Genomic DNA, 18,717 nt, shown 5'->3' with positions numbered 1-18,717 from the left:
CGCTACGCATCAGAAAGTGTTGCGTGGTTAAATTAAAATGGCTGCGTGTTAGATTGCGCTCGATTCTAACCCACGATGTTCGTTTGCTTGATGGATTGACCCGCTCAGTTTGACTCTCCCTCCACACCCGCGCGAACGCTGCAACCCTGTCGTAAGAACCCTCAAATCCCAATTCTTTCAGGTCCTCATGGATCTGCGTTAGCGTACGCCGCTGCTTTCTGGATCGAGCTGCCTCGGTCTTGAGCATGGCTGAAAGTTGAATCGAGTATTTGTCGATTGCGCTGCGTGAGCGTCGCTCGGCGTAGGCCTGCTCGGTGATTTCCGCGCGCAGGTAGCGCCGGAAAGTGTTTCTTGAGATGCCTAAGCGTCTGGCGATCTCTCGAAGGGGGACCTGGTCGCGAATATGCCAGCGTCGAATAATGCCTAGTAGTGCCACGTCGATCACTCCGGTTCCCCACTCAACTTGTTGAGCAGGATTGTGTCTTAAACGTGGTCAGATTCAGCTGCAAATTACTTGGTAAAGTGGGTCAGATTTCGCTGTAAATCAACACTCAATCATGCCTAAACAGGTGAGACCAAGTTAAAACGGATCAAATCATTTACAAGCGGCAAATCTCGTGCGAAACTTGTCAGTTCATCCCCATTCAGACTTTTCATGAAGGCTATGCCATGCCAGAACGCTGGTTGTCGGTCGAAGAGATAGCCGAGTACCTCGGCGTTAGCAAGGACACTGTTTACGCATGGATCAGTAAACGCAACATGCCTGCTCATCGCATCGGCCGATTTTGGAAATTCAAGTCTCAGGAAATCGACGTATGGGTGCGCACTGGTGGCGCGGCAGAGAACGAGGGTCAAAGCAACAAATGATTGAACTGCGAACAACTGGTTCGATGGAGTTATCCGACGATCGAAACGAAATGAGGATAATTTAATGACAAAAGTTTCTTGTGTGGACTTGTTCTGCGGAGCTGGCGGGCTAACACATGGCTTCGTGCTCGAAGGCGTGCCTGTTGTGGCTGGTATAGACATGGACCCAGCTTGCCGCTTTCCTTATGAGGCTAACAATAGCGCAAGGTTTATAGAGCGCGACATCAGCAAAGTAACTACTACTGAGTTGAATGTGCTGTTCGGCAACGCCGACTTCAAGATCCTTGCTGGCTGTGCTCCTTGTCAGCCTTTTTCAACATATGCACAACGCTATGAATTAGATGGCAAGGACGGGAAATGGGGGCTTTTGTACGAGTTTGCTCGCTTGGCAAAAGGCACTCACCCGGACGTAATTACGATGGAAAACGTCCCAAGCGTTGCTAAGCATGAGGTGTTTCATGACTTTGTCGATACTCTCAAGCGGCTCGGCTACACCGTATGGTTTGACGTTGTCGATAGCGCCCGATACGGGGTACCACAAAGTCGTCGCCGCATGGTACTGCTGGCTTCAAGGCATGGCGAGATTAGGATGGTCGAACCTACGCTCGAAAAGCCCAAAACCGTACGACAGGCGATTGGTCGTCTGTGCGCATTAAGCGCTGGCGAGGCAGCCCCCCAGGACAAGCTGCATGTTTCTTCTGCGCTGTCAGAGAAGAATCTCAAGCGCATTCGGGTTTCGAAGCCGGGTGGAACGTGGCGCGACTGGCCAGTGCATCTTGTGGCTGACTGTCATCGTGCGGAAACTGGCAAAACTTACCCAGGCGTCTATGGCCGCATGGAATGGGACAAGCCTGCCCCCACTATGACAACGCAGTGTTATGGCTTTGGGAATGGGCGGTTCGGGCACCCTGAACAAGATCGTGCAATCACCTTGAGAGAAGCAGCAATCATTCAGAGCTTCCCATTTGACTACGCGTTTATTCCGGATGACGGTGAAGTGAGTTTTAAGATTCTCGGACGTCTTATTGGCAATGCCGTTCCTGTTGACTTAGGCCGCGCTATTGCGCGCAGCATCAATGGGCACTTAGCATCAACCAAATTCCGATAATCTGACGAAATTCATCAATGCCACGCATTAAGCCCTCATCTCTTGAAGTCAGTCGCCGTATGGCAAAGGTGCGGCAAAAGGGAACAGGCGCTGAGATCGCGTTGCGTCGGGCGTTGTACCAGAGAGGCCTGCGCTATCGAGTCGACTTCAAAGTGTTGGAGAAACCTCGTCGTGTCGCGGACATAGCCTTCCCAGGGTTGAGGATCGCAATCTTCGTCGATGGTTGCTTCTGGCATGGTTGTCCCAAACACGCCACATGGCCAAAACAAAACGCTGAGTTCTGGTTACAAAAGATAGAGGCGAATCGACATCGAGATGCTGACACTAACAAGCGGCTTCGCAGCATCGGATGGACCGTGCTGCGATTCTGGGAGCACGAGCCAGCATCCAGTGCAGCTGACGCCGTCGCGAACTTGGTGATCACAACTAGATTGACACGCCGTGATCGCCAGCCAGTTCGAGCCAAACAGACTGAACAGGAAAACAGTAAACCGCATGGAAATTACGAATGCACAGAATAGCCAGATCTATCGCGCCCGCCCAGAGCCTGGGCAGCTAGTCGAGGTCAGACGACGTCAGTGGGTCGTTGCTGAAGTCGTCTCATCAAAGCTGCCATCGACCTCTGCGCAACAGAATGCGGTAACCCTCTCATCCATCGACGAGGATGGTCTGGGTGAGAATCTTGAGGTCATTTGGGAGATTGAGCCAGGCGCGCAAATTATTGAGCGTGCAGGTCTTCCGTCGATTACCGGCCAGGATGACTCGAACACCCTCGACGCTTTTCTTGATGCGGTTCGCTGGGGTGCTGCCACGAATGCCGATAGAGGTTTTCTGCAAGCACCGTTCCGCAGTGGCGTCAGTATTCAAGACTTCCAACTCGACCCCTTGGTTCGTGCCATCGATATGGCTCGCGTCAACCTGCTCATCGCCGACGACGTCGGCTTGGGCAAGACCATCGAAGCTGGTCTCGTCATTCAGGAGATGTTACTGCGGCACCGTGCCCGCACGGTCCTAATCATCTGCCCCGCATCGTTGCAGGAAAAGTGGCGTGTCGAGATGCTGGAAAAGTTTGGCCTTGATTTCCGAGTGGTAGATACGGCCTACATCAAGCAGTTGCGCCGCGATCGCGGCATCCATGCTAATCCCTGGACTTCCCATCCACGTCTAATTGCGTCTATGGACTGGGTCAAGAGTGGGGAAGGACTGCGCGCTATGCGCGAGGTCTTGCCTGTGCATACCAGCTACCCGCGCAAATTTGACATGCTCGTAGTCGATGAAGCACATAACATCGCCCCCGCTGCGGGTGCGAACTACGCGCTGGAAAGCCAGCGCACACGCTTCATTCGCTCCATTAGCCCGCACTTTCAGCATCGCCTGTTTTTGACGGCCACTCCTCACAACGGTTACACCGAATCCTTCACTTCGTTGCTGGAGTTGCTAGACGATCAACGTTTTGCTCGAAACATCCTGCCGGATGAAAAGCAGTTAAGTCAGGTCATGATCCGCCGCCTAAAAAGCGACCTAGTCGATGCCGAAGGCAAGCTGCTCTATGCGCAGCGAAAATTGCAAGCGCTGCTAGCCTCGTACTCCCCACAAGAGCGTGCCATTCATCAAAAGCTGAACGACTACTGCGCGAGTCGCGAGCAGAATGCTCAAAAAGCCGGCAATGCGTTCGGCACGTCTTTCGTTAATCAGTTGCTCAAGAAGCGACTCTTCTCTTCACCTGCCGCTTTTGCATCTACCCTTGAGAAACACATTGCCAGTCTGGCGAGTGAAAGCCGCCACAAGGACGAGGATGCTATGACCGACCGCATTTTGCGCAAAGCCATCCTGCGGGTCGAAGAAGACTACGCTAACGACCAAGAGGTCGAAAACGCGCAGTCGGAGGCGGTTGAAGAAGCCTCACGTCGCGCGCAACCGCTTACAGTAGAGCAGCAACAAATGTTGAATGAGCTGCGGTCGTGGGCGCAGCTGGCCAAGAACCAAGTCGATGCCAAAGCCAAGGCTGTCCTCGAGTGGCTTGCTAACAATCTGAAGACTGATGATCGCTGGCATGATCGCAGAGTCATCTTGTTCACTGAATACCGCACTACGCACCAGTGGATGCACGAGATCCTTGCCAGCCACGGTTTCGGTGGCGATCGACTGGCCATCCTGCATGGTGGTATGCCGCAGGATGAGCGCGAGAAGGTCAAAGCAGCCTTCCAGACTTCGCCCAAAGATTCAGCGGTTCGCATCCTCCTGGCCACCGATGCCGCGTCCGAAGGTATCGACTTACAGAACCACTGTAACTGCCTTATCCATCTGGAGATCCCTTACAACCCCAATGTGATGGAGCAGCGCAATGGCCGTATCGACCGACATGGTCAGCGGCAGAAAGAGGTATTGATCTGGCACCCCGTCGATGGCGGTGAAAAGGGCAAAGCAACCATTGGCGGTCACGGCGACGACATCATGCGCGCGCTGCGCAAACTCGAATCGATGCGGGCGGACATGGGTAGTGTCAACCCTGTTATCGCGCCGCAAATGTCAGGACTGATTGAAGGTTCGATCAAAGACCTTGACACCCGCTTTGCTGAAGCCAAAATAGCCAAGGCTAGACACTTCGTGCGAGCCGAACGCGAACTGCAAGACCGCGTTGCCAAGCTGCACGAACGGCTCCTGACTACGCAGCAGGATTTTCACCTCACGCCAGAGCACATCCTCATGGCGGTCAAGACGGGACTTGTATTGGCAGGCCGGCCGCCGCTTGAGCCTTTTGCCTTGGCTGATGCCCCAGTCGGAACTGTATTCAAGATGCCCGCGCTGTCGGGCTCGTGGGCACGCTGCCTCGAAGGCTTGCGCCACCCCCACACGCTGCAGATTCGGCCCATCACCTTCGATCATGCCATCGCCACCGGGCGTGACGACGTTGTGTTAGTTCACCTGAACCACCGCTTGGTGCAGATGTGCCTGCGCTTGCTACGCGCCGAAGTCTGGGCGCAAGACGATGTAAAAAAGCTGCATCGTGTCACCGTGCGTTCGGTACCAGATGCCCTGATCGACGGCCCTGCCGTGGTTGTCATCTCACGGCTAATTGTCACGGGTGGCAATCACCATCGTCTCCACGAAGAACTAACGGTAGCAGGGGGGCATCTGGGCGACAAATCTTTTCGCCGTGAAGAGGGCGTCACCAAAGTCCAGCAATGGCTGAACGAGGCAAAGCCTTTAACGGCCTCTGACTCTCTGTTTGATGCCATCCGTGTGCGTTTCGAGCGTGCGCAAAGTGCAATACTGCAGGCGGTCGATGCCCGGTCCAAAGACCGGCTCAAGTTCCTGACTAATACCCTGCAATCTCGTAAGCAGCAGGAAGTGGCTGATATTATCTCCGTGCTTGATGAGCTTGAAAAGGCCATTCAGCTTGAGCTGAAAAAAGATCAGCAACCGGCCCAATTTTCACTGTTCTCAGAAGACGAACGAACACAGCTCAGGCGCGACACCGTAGCACTGGAGAGTCGTCTTGCCCGCATTCCAGCTGAGCGTCAGCAAGAGGCTGAAGCCATCGAAACCCGTTACTTAAAACTCAACGAGCGCACCTTCCCGGTCGCCGTCATCTTTCTAGTGCCTGCATCTGCCGTTCAGGGGGCCGCATGAGTGCTCTCAGCCTGCATGATGAGTGGCTGTCGCTGATCGAGATCTCTGGACCATTCCTTGCTATTCCCGTCTTGAAAGAAGCCTTTCCACAAGGGCTAGAAGGACTGGATGCAACCAAGCGCAAACGGCTGCGCCAAGCGTACGAGGAATGGCGCGAAGCCCTTGAGCTGGAAGACACGCAGTTCGCTGAGTTGCACGACGCGTGGATTGATGAGGTGCTATCGCGCGGCCTTGAGCTTGATGAAGACGGCAAAGGTGACGTCCTGAAGCGTCCCGATTGGTGTGCGGTGCACCTCCAAGCCAGCTTGCACGAGCACGGCGTAACGCTGTCGCCCGATCTTGCGGTGATCGATGAGCAACGCCCCAACAAGCTGCTGTTGCTGATCCAAACCTATCCCCAAGGTGTAGATCTCGATACGACCTTGAAGCTGGGCGGTTTGACCATTACGCCCGCCGATCGCATGGTTGCTATGTGCCGCTCGTTGGATTGTCGGCTAGGACTGGTGACCAACGGCGAACGCTGGATGCTGGTGGATGCCCCGGTCGGTGCAGTTACTACCTTTGCTAGTTGGTATGCTCGTATCTGGAGTCAAGAGCCCATCACCCTGCAAGCCTTTGTGCACTTGCTTGGCATCCGTCGTTTCTTCGTCGACGAATCCGAACAATTGCCCGCGCTGTTCGATCGCTCTCTGAAGTTTCAGGACGAAGTCACCGACGCCCTGGGCGAACAAGTGCGCCGCGCTGTCGAAGTATTGATCCAAACGCTCGACAAAGCTGACCTGGACCGCAATCGCGAGCTTCTCTACGACGTCACAGAGCCCGAGCTGTATGAAGCCGCGCTGACAGTGATGATGCGCTTGGTGTTCCTGCTCTCGGCCGAGGAGCGTGGGCTGCTCCTGATGGGCGATGAGCGTTACGAGGCCCACTACGCACTCTCCACGTTGCGGATGCAATTGCGCAAGGAATCCGAAGAGATCCTCGAACGACGTTGGGACGCCTGGTCACGCCTCTTGGCGATTTTTCGCGCCGTGTTCGGTGGCATTGACCACGAAAACCTGCGCCTGCCGGCGTTAGGCGGGTCGCTATTTGATCCCGACCGCTTCCCGTTCCTTGAGGGGCGGACTAAAGGCTCCAACTGGCGCAACGATGCAGCGAAGCCGCTACCCATCGATAACCGTACCGTGCTGCTGTTGCTGGTGGCTATTCAGCAATTCCAGGGTCGCACGCTTTCATATCGCGCACTGGATGTTGAACAGATCGGTTACGTGTACGAGGGTTTGCTCGAACGCACCGTCAAGCGCACCAATGAAGTTATGCTGGAACTGGATACCACTAAGAGCGCCAAGACTCCCTGGATCAATTTGGCTGAGCTGGATTCGGCGCGCTTGGATGGATCCACGCGCCTGGCTGAGTTGCTGCAAGAACGCTCAGGTAGTTCTGCTAGTCGGGTGCGTAACGATCTTGTCAAACCTGTCGACGATATTCTGGCCGACCGCCTACTTACCGCTTGCCAAGGCAATACCAAGCTCCGCGACCGTGTAAAGCCGTATGTCCATCTGCTACGCACTGATCCATGGGGCTATCCGCTTGTCTATCCCGCCGGTGCCTTCATTGTGATCACTGGCTCCGACCGGCGCGAAACCGGCACCCACTACACGCCGAAGTCTCTGACCGAAGCGATCGTTGCCGAAACCCTCACACCAGTGGCCTATGTTGGCCCTGCAGAGGGAATACCCCGCGATCAATGGAAACTGAAATCTTCCGCCGAACTACTTGATCTCAAGATCTGCGACCCAGCCATGGGCTCAGGTGCATTCCTTGTGCAAGCTTGTCGTTGGTTGGCAGGTCGCCTCGTCGAAGCTTGGTCACAGGTCGATGTCTTAGGTAAATTTGTGAGTGTGGATGGCGACGTTTTGGAAGCAGGAGCGGCCAAGGAACCACTGCCCCGTGACGGCGAAGCTCGTACAGTCATCGCGCGTCGCCTAATTGCTGAGCGTTGCCTGTATGGCGTCGATTTGAATCCGCTGGCAGTCGAACTGGCCAAGCTCTCGATTTGGCTGGTGACGTTAGCAAAAGATCGTCCGTTTGGCTTTCTTGATCATAACTTGCGTTGCGGGGACAGCTTACTCGGCATTCATCGACTGGATCAACTCACTGAACTTTCCGTGACGCCTGGCAGGAAAGGGCAGCAGCGATTGTTTGGTAAAGACATCGAAAAAGCAGTTTACTTAGCTATCGAACTGCGTCAACGACTACGCGCGATGCCAATACGTGACATCCGCGATGTAGAAGTAATGGCGCATCTAGACAAAGATGCACGCCGCAAACTTGACGTCTCACAATGCATCGCTGATGCATTCATTGGAGAGGTATTCGCGTCAGGAGGCAATTCGACGAGTCTAGAAAACATGCTAGCCCCCCTAGCCATTCAAGCTGGACAGGCTATCAATGGCGACTGCAGTGCCCTTGCCTCAATACGCCAGAGATCGCTCACTACGCTCTCAATAGATCTACCCGCTTACAAATCCGCACGTCGCCCGTTCCACTGGCCGTTGGAATTCCCTGAAGTTTTCCATGTAAGAAATGGATTTGATTCTATAGTTGGAAATCCCCCGTTCCTGTGGGGCATGAGGGTATCTACTGCGCTTGGAAGTAAACATCTGAAATATCTAGAGACACTTGCAGATTCGAGTCTTGGGACTGCCGATCTTTGCGTTCATTTTCTCCTACGATCAGCTTCATTATGTTCTTCCATCGCATCATTCGGTCTTGTCTTAGTTGACACTATTTCTCAAGGTGACACTAGAGAAGTGGGCTTAGCAAAATTGCTAGATGACCATATGAAAATAATTTGGTCTAAACCAGGCCTCAAGTGGCCAGGTGAAGCATCGGTTAAAGTTTCTCCGTTAGTCATTAATAAAAATGGTTGGAAATCGCTGTGCAATTTGAATGGTGAGCTTGTTGAAAATATCAATTCAAGGCTCTTAGCGCAAAATGAAGAGGCGAAACCGCATAGCCTTAAGGCGAATGAAGGCGCGTCTTTTGTAGGCCATTACGTTATGGGGAGCGGCTTTTCTATGAGTGAGCAAGAGTGTGCTAAGCTGCTAAGCGTAGAGCCTGAGTCTCAGGAAGTCATAAGTCCTTACCTGCGCGGCGAAGATATTAATCAAAAACCAAATCAAAGCCCATCTTCATTTGCAATTAACTTTAGTGGATTGGACTTAACCACGTGCGAAAATCGTTATCCAAAAGCTGTTGAACGGATTCGGGCGCTAGTGAAGCCACAACGGGATACACAAAAAAGGAAAGCAAATCGGGAGCGATGGTGGCTCTATGCTGAACAACGTCCAGGATTAACATCCGCAATTGAAAATTTAGAGCAAGTTATTGTTCAGCCATCGCCTAGTAAATACTTATCATTCTCTCTTGCGTCTGCGAAAATGGTTTTTGCTTCCCCCATGGTGATTATTGCCTCAAATGATATTGGTATGCTTGGGGTACTTCACAGCGCTGTCCACGATGCTTGGGTCCGGAAGTATTCATCGACAATGGGCGAGACTCTCCGCTATACGTCTTCTGATTCTTTCGATACATTCCCTTTTCCTCCTATAACAGTTGAAATTCGCACGGCATCCGAGGATTTTTATCAGCTTCGACAGTCTTTGATGCGCGATCTGAATGCTGGGGTAACCACGCTGCTCAATATGATGAATAATCGGGAGGAGTCATCTCCCCAAATTCTCTCGCTACGAGAAAAATATTGCGAGCTAAATTCAGCAGTTGTTAATGCTTATGAGTGGTCAGATCTTTCGCTTGTCCATAATTTTCAGCATGATCAATTAGGAGGCAGGTATTCGCTATCTGAAAATACTAGGGAAAAAATACTGCAAGAGCTTCTAAAATTGAATTTCCGCCGTCACGAGCAAGAAGTATCTGAGGGCGTCCGTATTTCTGTACCGACAAAAGTTGGGCGCACGAAGCGAACTCAGGTATCTCCCTCAATACAAGAAGGCTTTAATTTTGATAGCTTAGATGTGTAAGTACGCGGAAGAACACAATGACCACAGACAAATCAAATCAATCAACCAATGCATGGATCGCCATTGATCATGGTCTTACTGCTAGCCTCACGTTGGCACCCTACTTGCTGCGGCTAAAGGGTGAGCGTTCGCTATATCAAGCCATCGCTGATGGCGACTGGGTATTGATCATAAACGGTGGTGACCACATTAAACGGGTCGGACGGGTGCTGCGAATTCGTTCCGATCTGGATTCCACTACGATCTACTTCGACCGCATGCTGTTCGTTAATCTGGCGGTTTCGATCGGCCTTACGTCGCTCACCCCGCCGTCGTCCGGCAGCGTTAGCCGCATTCAATGGACGGACTTTCTGAAGTCACTCCCCAAGGTATTGCATAAGACAATCGCCGAAGTGCCGACAATTGAGAATCAGGCCTACATCCGCGAACTGCTGCAACTGGCCGTGATGGACGACCTGCTGGGTCCGGCCGGCGGCCCGCATGAGTATATCGTCGACATGAGTGTGCGCGACCGCTACCTGGTTGGCAAACTGGCTCCGCGTGAGGCAGCAGAGGGTGGTATTGAGGGGCTGGACGGGCCATTGGCCAATGAGGAAGCGGAAGAGCCCACGGAGTCTTGGGCTCCGGGAAGGCACGAGCCTGGTGCGGAGTTTGAAACGGTCACCGGGCGTGTAGAGTCGGAATCAGATTCAGCCGATGAGATTGATGCCGCCAGCAACCAGTCGTTGGTTCCCAGTAGTCTGGGCATGACTTTCTGCGTAGATGGCGATACTGACCGGATTGAGATCGAGGCGCGCTGGGGTCGGTATGAGCGCAGTGACGATCACGAGATTTTCCGCACTCGCAAAGACAGGGAAACCGGCGCCGAAGTGCGGACCAAAGCCAAGGTCTGGCAACGCATTCCTTGTGGCGGTAAGATCGTGCTACCGCTGACTGAAGGCGTAATTCCGCATCAGGCACCTGACAACAAGTTTCCTGAAGTGCGAGTGCAGGGTTCGATTCGGGCCAAGAATGCCAACGGCGATCGTCTGGTCACCTTATTCTTGGTGAACGCACAGGAAACAGAAACCAATCGCGACACGGCGTGGGTGTTCCAGCCGGAGCTGATCGTTCGTTCGGAAAAGGATGCTACCAACCGCGCCATTTTCCGACGCAGGCCTGTGCTGAAACCTGATCCGAACATTGACGAAACCGATGATATTCGGGAGCGCCTTGCGTTGGAGATGATCTACCGGAATCGTGTCGAATTCGCCGTGGGCCATGGGGTTGCAGTCCATGCTGACACTGCAGATAACGACGTGACGCATGCCACCGAGGTGCGCACCTCGGTGATGCCGCAGTACGAGGTGCAGGTTACTGAGACGCCAGGGCTTGATCCAGGTGATCGTCCGGCGATGCGTGAGATGGTAAGCAGCGGTTTGCTCGATATGCAGCGGTTGGCAACATTGGACATCGACCCGCTGATCAATGCTTTGAGCATGCTGACGATGGACTACGCCGCATGGATTGATGAACAGCGCGCTCGCATCGGATCCGAGATCATTGGCTATGACACCCAGTCGCAACAAGCAATGGACCGCTGTCAGGAAATCCACGCACGCTTGCAGCAGGGTATCGACACGCTAAAAAATAATGATAAAGCGTTGGCGGCCTTCCGGTTTGCCAACCGAGCGATGGCGATGCAACGTGTGCGCAGCCAGTACGCGCTGGCTATGCGCCGGGGCGAGGATGCCACCATCGACAAGTTCGATGTGCTGAGGAATCGCAGCTGGCGTCCATTCCAGTTGGCGTTTCTGCTGCTCTCGATTCCGTCACTGACGGACCCGAGCCACCCAGATCGTGTTGAGCCAGTCGAGGCTTACGCCGATCTGCTGTGGTTCCCCACCGGTGGCGGCAAGACCGAAGCCTACTTGGGCGTGGCCGCCTTCACCATGGCCATCCGACGCATGCAAGGTAATTTAGGCGGATTCGACAGTTCGCGTGGGTTGGCCGTAATCATGCGTTACACACTACGCTTGTTGACGCTACAGCAGTTCCAGCGTGCCACAGCATTGATTTGCGCTATGGAAATATTGCGCCGAGATGCGTTGGACAAGAGCGACAAATCTCTCGGCACGGAACCTTTTACCATTGGCCTCTGGGTTGGCAATAAGGTGACGCCGGGAACGACCCAAGATAGCCACCGCGCCATTGAGGATGCGCGCAATCCCGCCAAATACAACGCAGGTGCTGCATCTCCAGCGCAACTCACCAGTTGCCCTTGGTGCGGCTCGGAAGTCGCACCAGAACGGGATGTTGAGGTCAACAAAGGCTCTGGCCGTACTTTCGTCTACTGCGGAGATAAGAAGGGCCGCTGCGATTTTTCTAAGCGCAAGTCCAGAAAGCAGCCGCATCCGGGGATTCCTGTGCTGGTGGTCGACGAAGAGATCTACCACCGCCCACCAACAATGATGATCGCCACCGTAGACAAGTTCGCCATGATGGCATGGCGTGGTCAAGTGCGCACGCTCTTTGGTCGCGTTGGGCAGGAATGCGAGCGTCACGGACTGCTTTGGCAAGGAGCGGATTGCAATGGCAACCACCAGGCTGGCAAAGGGCTTCCATTTTCGAAAGTAAAGACTATCAACCCAATTCGCCCGCCTGACTTGATCATTCAGGATGAGTTCCACCTAATCAGTGGGCCGCTGGGCACCATGGTGGGTTTATATGAGACTGCCGTAGATGAACTATGCGGCTGGGCGCTTAATGGCAAAACGGTCAAACCGAAGATCATCGCCTCCACAGCGACGGTGCGCAAAGCCAAGGACCAAGTGAACAACGTCTTCATGCGTCGTGTTTCGGTGTTCCCGCCTCATGGTCTGGATGTAGAGGACAATTTCTTCTCGGTGCAACGCTCGATTAAAAACAGGCCTGGACGGCGTTACCTTGGCGTTTGCTCTCCAGGTAGTTCGCGTCCAGCGATGTTAATCCGGGTCTACACCGCGTTCTTGACGGCAGCGCAGGAACTGTTTGACCATTTTGGCGAACCTGCTGATCCGTACATGACTATGGTCGGGTACTTTAATTCCCTTCGTGAGTTGGGCGGCATGAAGCGCTTGGCCGAAGACGATGTGCAAACGCGTTCCTACCGCGTGCAGATGAGCATGGTGAGACGGCCCGCACTAGCACAACGCAGCATCGGCAACATTCGCGAGCTAACGTCTCGGGTTTCGAGCCAAGATATCCCTAAGTACCTTGATAACCTAGAGGTCAAGTTTAAATCCGAGTTTGACACGGCAACCGGCAAGTACGTGACCCGCTGGCAGGAGGGCGACACGCGCGCCATTGATATAGTACTCGCAACTAACATGTTGTCAGTAGGTGTCGACGTGAATCGGCTTGGAGTGATGGCAGTAAACGGGCAACCCAAGGGGACTGCCGAATACATTCAGGCGACTAGCCGTGTCGGCCGTTCCTTCCCCGGCTTAGTCTGCACGGTACTGACATGGGCCAGACCGCGCGACCTTTCACACTACGAAACTTTCGAGCATTACCATGCCACGTTCTACAAACATGTTGAGGCACAATCGGTAACGCCGTTTTCACCGCGCGCAATGGACCGAGCTTTGACGGGCACGATGCTGAGTTTGATACGACTCGAGAACGCTGTCTTCAGTCCGAACGAAGGGGCGGGCCAATTAAGCAGGTCCAATCAGACCGAGATGACGAAAGCCATCAAGATATTAGCGACTCGTGCGGGCAATGTCGCCGAAGACAACTCGCGTAAGCAGTTGGCCGAAACTGAACTAAAAGAACGCGCAGACGAATGGTCGAAAGAAGTCAGCAAGGGCGGACGTATCTTGGCCTACGAGAAGCGCGGCCCCGAGAAAGACAAAACCGTAGCTTTGATCAAAGCACCCGGCGTTCAAGCCTGGGATAACTGGACCGTACCGATGTCGATGCGGGAAGTGGAGCCTGGCGTGCGCCTGATCATGAACACGAGCCATATTACGGACGATCATGCTTGGATGCCTCGTCCCCCAGCGAAGGATGAGGATTGAGCATGATCATTAACAACAAAACGCCAGTCGGTGAAGTACGACCCAGCCAATTGCTATGGACTTATGGCCCCGGTGCGTTGATCGACTTGCCCAGTCTGTCAGTCGTGACGCTCGGCATTGACCGATGGGAAAAGGACCGCTGCCAGCCAATTCATGAGGCACGGCTGCTTGCTGCTGTCCGCAAAGTACTGGGCGCGCAGATCGAGAGCCTGCGGATGCCACCGTTCCAGAAAAGCGAGCTCGCTGATGCCTTGTCGGCCGAGGCCAATATCGGCGTTCCCGTCCGGCCATTCCCGCGCTGGATGCGCTGCGTGAAGTGCGGCCTGTTGTCACCCTTCGATGCAGGCCTCTTCGAGATCAAGGAGAACCGCTTTAGACCTGAGCGAACCCGCTTCGTCCATAAGGGCTGCCGTGGATCCAAAGGTGACCAACCCGCCAAGGATGCAGATGCCGTTCCCGCGCGTTTCTTGTTGGCCTGCCGCAATGGCCACCTTGACGATTTTCCCTGGCACTACTTCGTCCATGGAGGTAATAACTCGTGCAAGGGCACGCTGCGCTTCTTTGAAAGCGGCGCGTCGCTACAGACGGAAAACCTTTGGGTGAAGTGTGATGCCTGCAGGGTATCCAGAAGTATGGCCCACGCATTCGGCAAGGTAGGCAAAGAGAATCTTCCGGGATGTCGAGGACGGCATCCGCACCTAGACCACTTCGACCACGAATGCGATGAGGAAGCACGCGGGGTACTACTGGGCTCTACAAACAGCTGGTTTCCAATCACGCTCTCAGCACTTGCAATCCCTCAGACCAAGGATCCGCTCAGTCAACTGATCAAAGATGGTTGGGAGTTTTTCGACGAACTTGAATCCGAAGCCGAGGTGTCAGTGACGGTGAAGACGTTGAAGAAGACCGGGGCGCTACCAGGAATCGACAAATATCCGGCGGCATCAATTTGGTCGGCCGTCGAAGCACACCGAAATGGCGGTGGGCAAGAGGCCGTGAATGAGGCCGATATCAAACGGCCTGAATGGGAAGTGCTGACAGAGGCCAATCCTCCTACGGACTACCCGCACTTCATGAGCAAGAAGGTCGGCACGCCATCGGGATTCAGCTGCCATATAAGTCGAGTCTTGCTCCTTGAGCGCTTGCGCGAAGTGAATGCCTTGTTGGGCTTCACTCGGGTCGAAGCACCTGAAGAGTCTAGCGACCCAAATGAACGCCCTCAAATGGCCAGCCTGGCGCGCAGTAAGCCAGACTGGGTGCCGGCCAATCAAGTTCATGGCGAAGGAATTTTTATTCAGTTTGAAGAAACTGCGCTCGTTAAATGGGAGGCATTAGATGGCGTGAAACAGGTTGATCAGATGATTCGTGGGGGGCATAAAGGATGGCGCAATTCACGTCATCTTGACCCGAACGAAGGCTACCCTGGAATTCGCTATGTAATGCTGCACACTCTGTCTCATTTGCTGATCCGTGAGCTAGCACTCGAGTGCGGATACAACGCTGCGAGCATTCGTGAGCGCATTTATGCCGAAACATCAGGCGACAGGCCGCAGGCGGGCATCCTCATCTATACCGCAGCCGCAGATTCTGACGGTACGCTGGGGGGCCTTGTCGACCTCGGCAAGCCAGAAAACCTTGGCCGTCTGCTGGACCAAGCCCTAAATAGGTCGAAGATCTGCTCATCGGACCCGCTCTGCTCGGAACATGACCCCGAAAAAGATCGCTCATTACATGGGGCTGCTTGCCATGCGTGTTCTTTAGTGGCAGAGACATCCTGCGAGCGCGGCAATCGGTATCTGGATCGATCGCTGCTCATACCGACACTCGAACGAGCCGACGCTGCTTTCTTCAGCAGGGTCTGACATGGAGGAGCTCCTGGATGCCATTGCAGCCTTGGTTTCTCTGGTTTCGCCTGAGAAGGTGCAGGCCGTTGCTGCCCGAGTTCGCCGAACCGATGCTAATAAGGCTGCGATGGTGTTGCTGAGTGTCGTCAGAACCCCGGTGGCCACCACTATAGTCAACCAGCTTGCAGCTGCCTGGCAAAACACCAAAGTCGGTTCAGACGAACTGGCATCAATGCTTGTCGCAGCCAGCCACGTTTACGCCAAGGCCACCTCTGAGCAATCCACCGAACTCGTTTGGACTGGCCCGACAACACCTTTTGTACCGACTCGTCGAACGGAGCAAGCGCTCCTGCAGGTCATTAACTCCGCAGAACAGTCGTTATTCATTACCAGCTTCGTAGCCTATGACGTGTCTAACGTCGTCAGGGCTTTGAATGTCGCGAATGCACGTGGAGTAAGCATCATAATGCTTTTAGAATCTTCTCAGAACCATGGCGGGAGCATCAGTATCGACGTGATTGGAAAGATGCGAGACCTCGTTCCTGGTGCGCAGATATACGCGTGGCGTAACAAACCGAGTGAGTTCGCCGACGGACGGGTACACGCGAAAGTTGCTGTCGCAGATAGCCGCTTTTGTTTTATGACCAGCGCAAATCTTACTGGCTATGCGATGGAAAGAAACATGGAGGCTGGCGTACTTATTTCTGGTGGATACATTCCGAAATTACTGGCGGATCACCTTGGATCGCTAGTCCACACTAAGATCATTGTGCGAGTATGAAATTCTTTGCTTAGGATTGTTAGATTGCGCACGATTCTGACCCACGACTTGCATTGAAATCTGACCCGTTTTACTTCTTAGTAAGATCATCCGATAGTCGGTTTCCTGCCATCCTCCTTTCCACTTGTTTGGGTTGAACTGTTTTTGAAGCGATAGCTTTCGTTACCTGTTTCTAGGATGTGGCAGTGATGAGTAAGACGATCGAGGAGCGCTGTTGTCATCTTCGCGTCCCCGAACACCGCACCCCATTCCGAGAACCCCAAATTGGTAGTGATGATTAGGCTGGTTCTCTCATAAAGCTTGCTTATGAGGTGAAAAAGCAAGGCTCCGCCGGTTTGGCTGAAGGGCAGATAGCCAAGCTCATCCAGGATCACCAAATCGGTGTGAAGCAGCTTTACAGCAAGCTGTCCCGTGCGTCCCTGCTGCTTTTCCAGCTCTAGCGCATTGACCAGCTCAACCGTCGAGAAAAACCGTACCCTACAATTGTGATGTTCTATTGCTTGAGTTCCAAGTGCCGTTGCCAGATGTGTCTTACCCGTGCCAGGGCCACCAACTAGAACAACATTGTGAGCTGAGCGCAAGAAGTCGCAGCGATGCAGTTGCTGAACCAGATTAGCATCGACTTCGCTGCAGGCGAAATCAAACCCGTTCAAATCGCGATAGCTAGGAAACTTAGCAACTTTCATTTGATAAGCTAAGGAGCGTACCTCGCGTTCGGCAGCCTCAGCCTTCAGCAAACCAGCGAGCACCGGTAGAGCCGCCTGGTAGGCCGGTGAGTCTTGAGCTGCTAAATCAGCAAGCGCTTGAGACATACCCCACAACTTCAAGGACTTGAATTGCTCTTTCATTAGATCATGCTGCATCTTGTGTGCTCCGGTTTCTGAGTTGATCATAGCGGCTAATGTCGGCCTTTGGCTCGACTTTCAGGCTTAGGGCTTGTGGGGTATCGATCTTAGGGGGAGGAGCCGTGTCCAGCAGCCGGCTGAGCATGTTAAGAATGATTTGCTTCGATGGTGCCCCGGCATCTAAGGCCTGCTTTACCGCTGCAAGTACAACTTTTTCCTCGTGGAACATGACCAGCGCTAAGATCTCGACCATTTCCCGATCACCGCCTGGGCGTTTCAGGAGAAGCACCTGGAGACGTTTGAACTCATCAGGAAATTCCCGGAAAGGAGCCCCGTTTCGTAGCGCGCCGGGCTTGCGCTGAAGTACAGACAGATAGTGACGCCAGTTGAAGATAGTGCGGCCCGGTTGGCCATGATCCCGAATAATCTCGCGCGGGTGCTCTGCGATGGTTTTGCCTTCGGCTACGAAGACCAGCCGATCGCAATAAGCCCTGACACTGACCGGCCGGTTGGCAAACGATGCCGGCACGCTGTAGCGGTTGCGCTCGAAGGTGACCAGGCAGGTCGGCGATACGCGCTTTGTGTGCTCAACAAAGCCATCGAAAGGCCGACCGTTCTGCATAAGATGAGGACGTTCGCCAGCCCATGCATCCCACACCGTTATGTCGGCCTCTGGGTGTTTGACCTGTTTCCAGAGCTTGAAGCATTCATCTGTTAGCCAGGTGTTGAGTGCGTCAAGGTTCTTCATCGGTGGAATTTTCTGCCAAATCCTGTGCCGGCTATCCCTTACGTTTTTCTCTATCTGTCCTTTCTCCCACCCTGATGCTGGATTACAGAACTCAGCATCGAACAGGTAATGGCTGACCATTGCTTCAAACCGCGCGTTAACGTCGCGGTCCTTGCCCGTGCGCACTTTGTCGACCGCTGTCTTCATGTTGTCGTAGATGCCGCGGCGAGGGATTCCTCCGAAGGCAGTGAATGCATGAGCGTGAGCATCGAAGAGCATCTCGTGGGTTTGAAGAAGATAGGCACGAAGGTAAAAGGCTCGACTGTGGCTGAGCTTGAAATGTGCCACCTGTAGCTTCGTGCGTTCGCCATTGATGACGGCCCAGTCCTCGCTCCAGTCGAACTGAAAAGCCTCACCTGGAGCGAAGGCTAGCGGGATGTATGTTCGTTTGCTTGATGGATTGACCCGCTCAGTTTGACCCTCCCTCCACACCCGCGCGAACGCTGCAACCCTGTCGTAAGAACCCTCAAATCCCAATTCCTTCAGGTCCTCATGGATCTGCTTTAGCGTACGCCGCTGCTTTCTAGATCGTGCTGCCTCGGTCTTGAGCATGGCTGAAAGTTGAATCGAGTATTTGTCGATTGCGCTGCGCGAGCGCCGCTCGGTGTAGGCCGGCTCGGTGATTTCCTCGCGCAGGTAGCGCCGGACAGTGTTTCTTGAGATGCCTAAGCGTCTGGCGATCTCTCTAAGGGGGACCTGGTCACGAATGTGCCAGCGTCGAATAATGCCTAGTAGTGCCACGTCGATCACTCCGGTTCCCCACTCAACTTGT

Annotated in this window: 10 protein-coding genes and 1 pseudogene; 8 read left to right on the top strand and 3 right to left on the bottom strand. The window is 53.9% G+C overall.

The features are described 5' to 3' along the window. Positions 1–100: 100 nt before the first annotated feature. Positions 101–445 (bottom strand): annotated as a pseudogene (locus tag ACY65G_RS29150) (helix-turn-helix domain-containing protein); the annotation flags it as partial. Between the two features lie 224 nt (positions 446–669). On the opposite strand from ACY65G_RS29150, the gene mads1 reads away from it, so the two are divergent. From mads1 to drmC, 8 genes are all read left to right on the top strand, one after another. After that, the gene (mads1, locus tag ACY65G_RS29145) at positions 670–867 is read left to right on the top strand and encodes a methylation-associated defense system helix-turn-helix domain-containing protein MAD1 (RefSeq protein WP_465000778.1); all 198 of its coding nucleotides are present in this window, start codon (positions 670–672) and stop codon (positions 865–867) included. A gap of 64 nt (positions 868–931) precedes the next feature. After that, positions 932–1,975, top strand: coding sequence for a DNA cytosine methyltransferase (locus ACY65G_RS29140; RefSeq protein ID WP_465000777.1), 1,044 nt, complete (start codon positions 932–934; stop codon positions 1,973–1,975). A 17-nt stretch (positions 1,976–1,992) separates the two neighbouring features. Then, positions 1,993–2,496: a very short patch repair endonuclease gene (locus ACY65G_RS29135; RefSeq protein ID WP_465000776.1), complete on the top strand. Its 504-nt coding sequence runs from the start codon at positions 1,993–1,995 to the stop codon at positions 2,494–2,496. Continuing rightward, entirely contained in the window at positions 2,471–5,608 is a 3,138-nt protein-coding gene (drmD, locus tag ACY65G_RS29130) for a DISARM system SNF2-like helicase DrmD (protein ID WP_465000775.1), read from the top strand. Before ACY65G_RS29135 ends, drmD begins: the two co-directional genes overlap by 26 nt. Then, a complete protein-coding gene (locus tag ACY65G_RS29125; protein WP_465000774.1) occupies positions 5,605–9,648 on the top strand; it encodes an Eco57I restriction-modification methylase domain-containing protein in 4,044 nt (1,347 codons plus the stop codon). The genes drmD and ACY65G_RS29125 overlap by 4 nt, the downstream gene beginning before the upstream one ends. Positions 9,649–9,665: 17 nt before the next feature. Then, on the top strand, positions 9,666–13,688 hold the full coding sequence (gene drmA, locus ACY65G_RS29120) for a DISARM system helicase DrmA (RefSeq protein WP_465000773.1): 4,023 nt from the start codon (positions 9,666–9,668) through the stop codon (positions 13,686–13,688). 2 nt (positions 13,689–13,690) lie between these two features. After that, complete coding sequence (drmB, locus tag ACY65G_RS29115) at positions 13,691–15,550, top strand: DrmB family protein (protein ID WP_465000772.1); 1,860 nt, start codon at positions 13,691–13,693, stop codon at positions 15,548–15,550. Between the two features lies 1 nt (position 15,551). Further along, positions 15,552–16,313 carry a DISARM system phospholipase D-like protein DrmC gene (drmC, locus tag ACY65G_RS29110; RefSeq protein WP_465000771.1) on the top strand — a complete coding sequence of 254 codons (762 nt, stop codon included), beginning with the start codon at positions 15,552–15,554 and terminating at the stop codon, positions 16,311–16,313. Between the two features lie 86 nt (positions 16,314–16,399). Here drmC and istB read toward each other — a convergent pair whose 3' ends face one another. Together istB and istA are read right to left on the bottom strand one after the other, a co-directional pair. After that, positions 16,400–17,176: an IS21-like element helper ATPase IstB gene (gene istB / locus ACY65G_RS29105; protein ID WP_465000770.1), complete on the bottom strand. Its 777-nt coding sequence runs from the start codon at positions 17,174–17,176 to the stop codon at positions 16,400–16,402. Then, on the bottom strand, positions 17,166–18,695 hold the full coding sequence (istA, locus tag ACY65G_RS29100) for an IS21 family transposase (protein WP_465000830.1): 1,530 nt from the start codon (positions 18,693–18,695) through the stop codon (positions 17,166–17,168). Before istA ends, istB begins: the two co-directional genes overlap by 11 nt. Positions 18,696–18,717: the final 22 nt, after the last annotated feature.

Source organism: Pseudoduganella sp. jia 12 (genome assembly GCF_055502675.1).
This window is presented reverse-complemented; position numbering and strand designations above follow the sequence as displayed.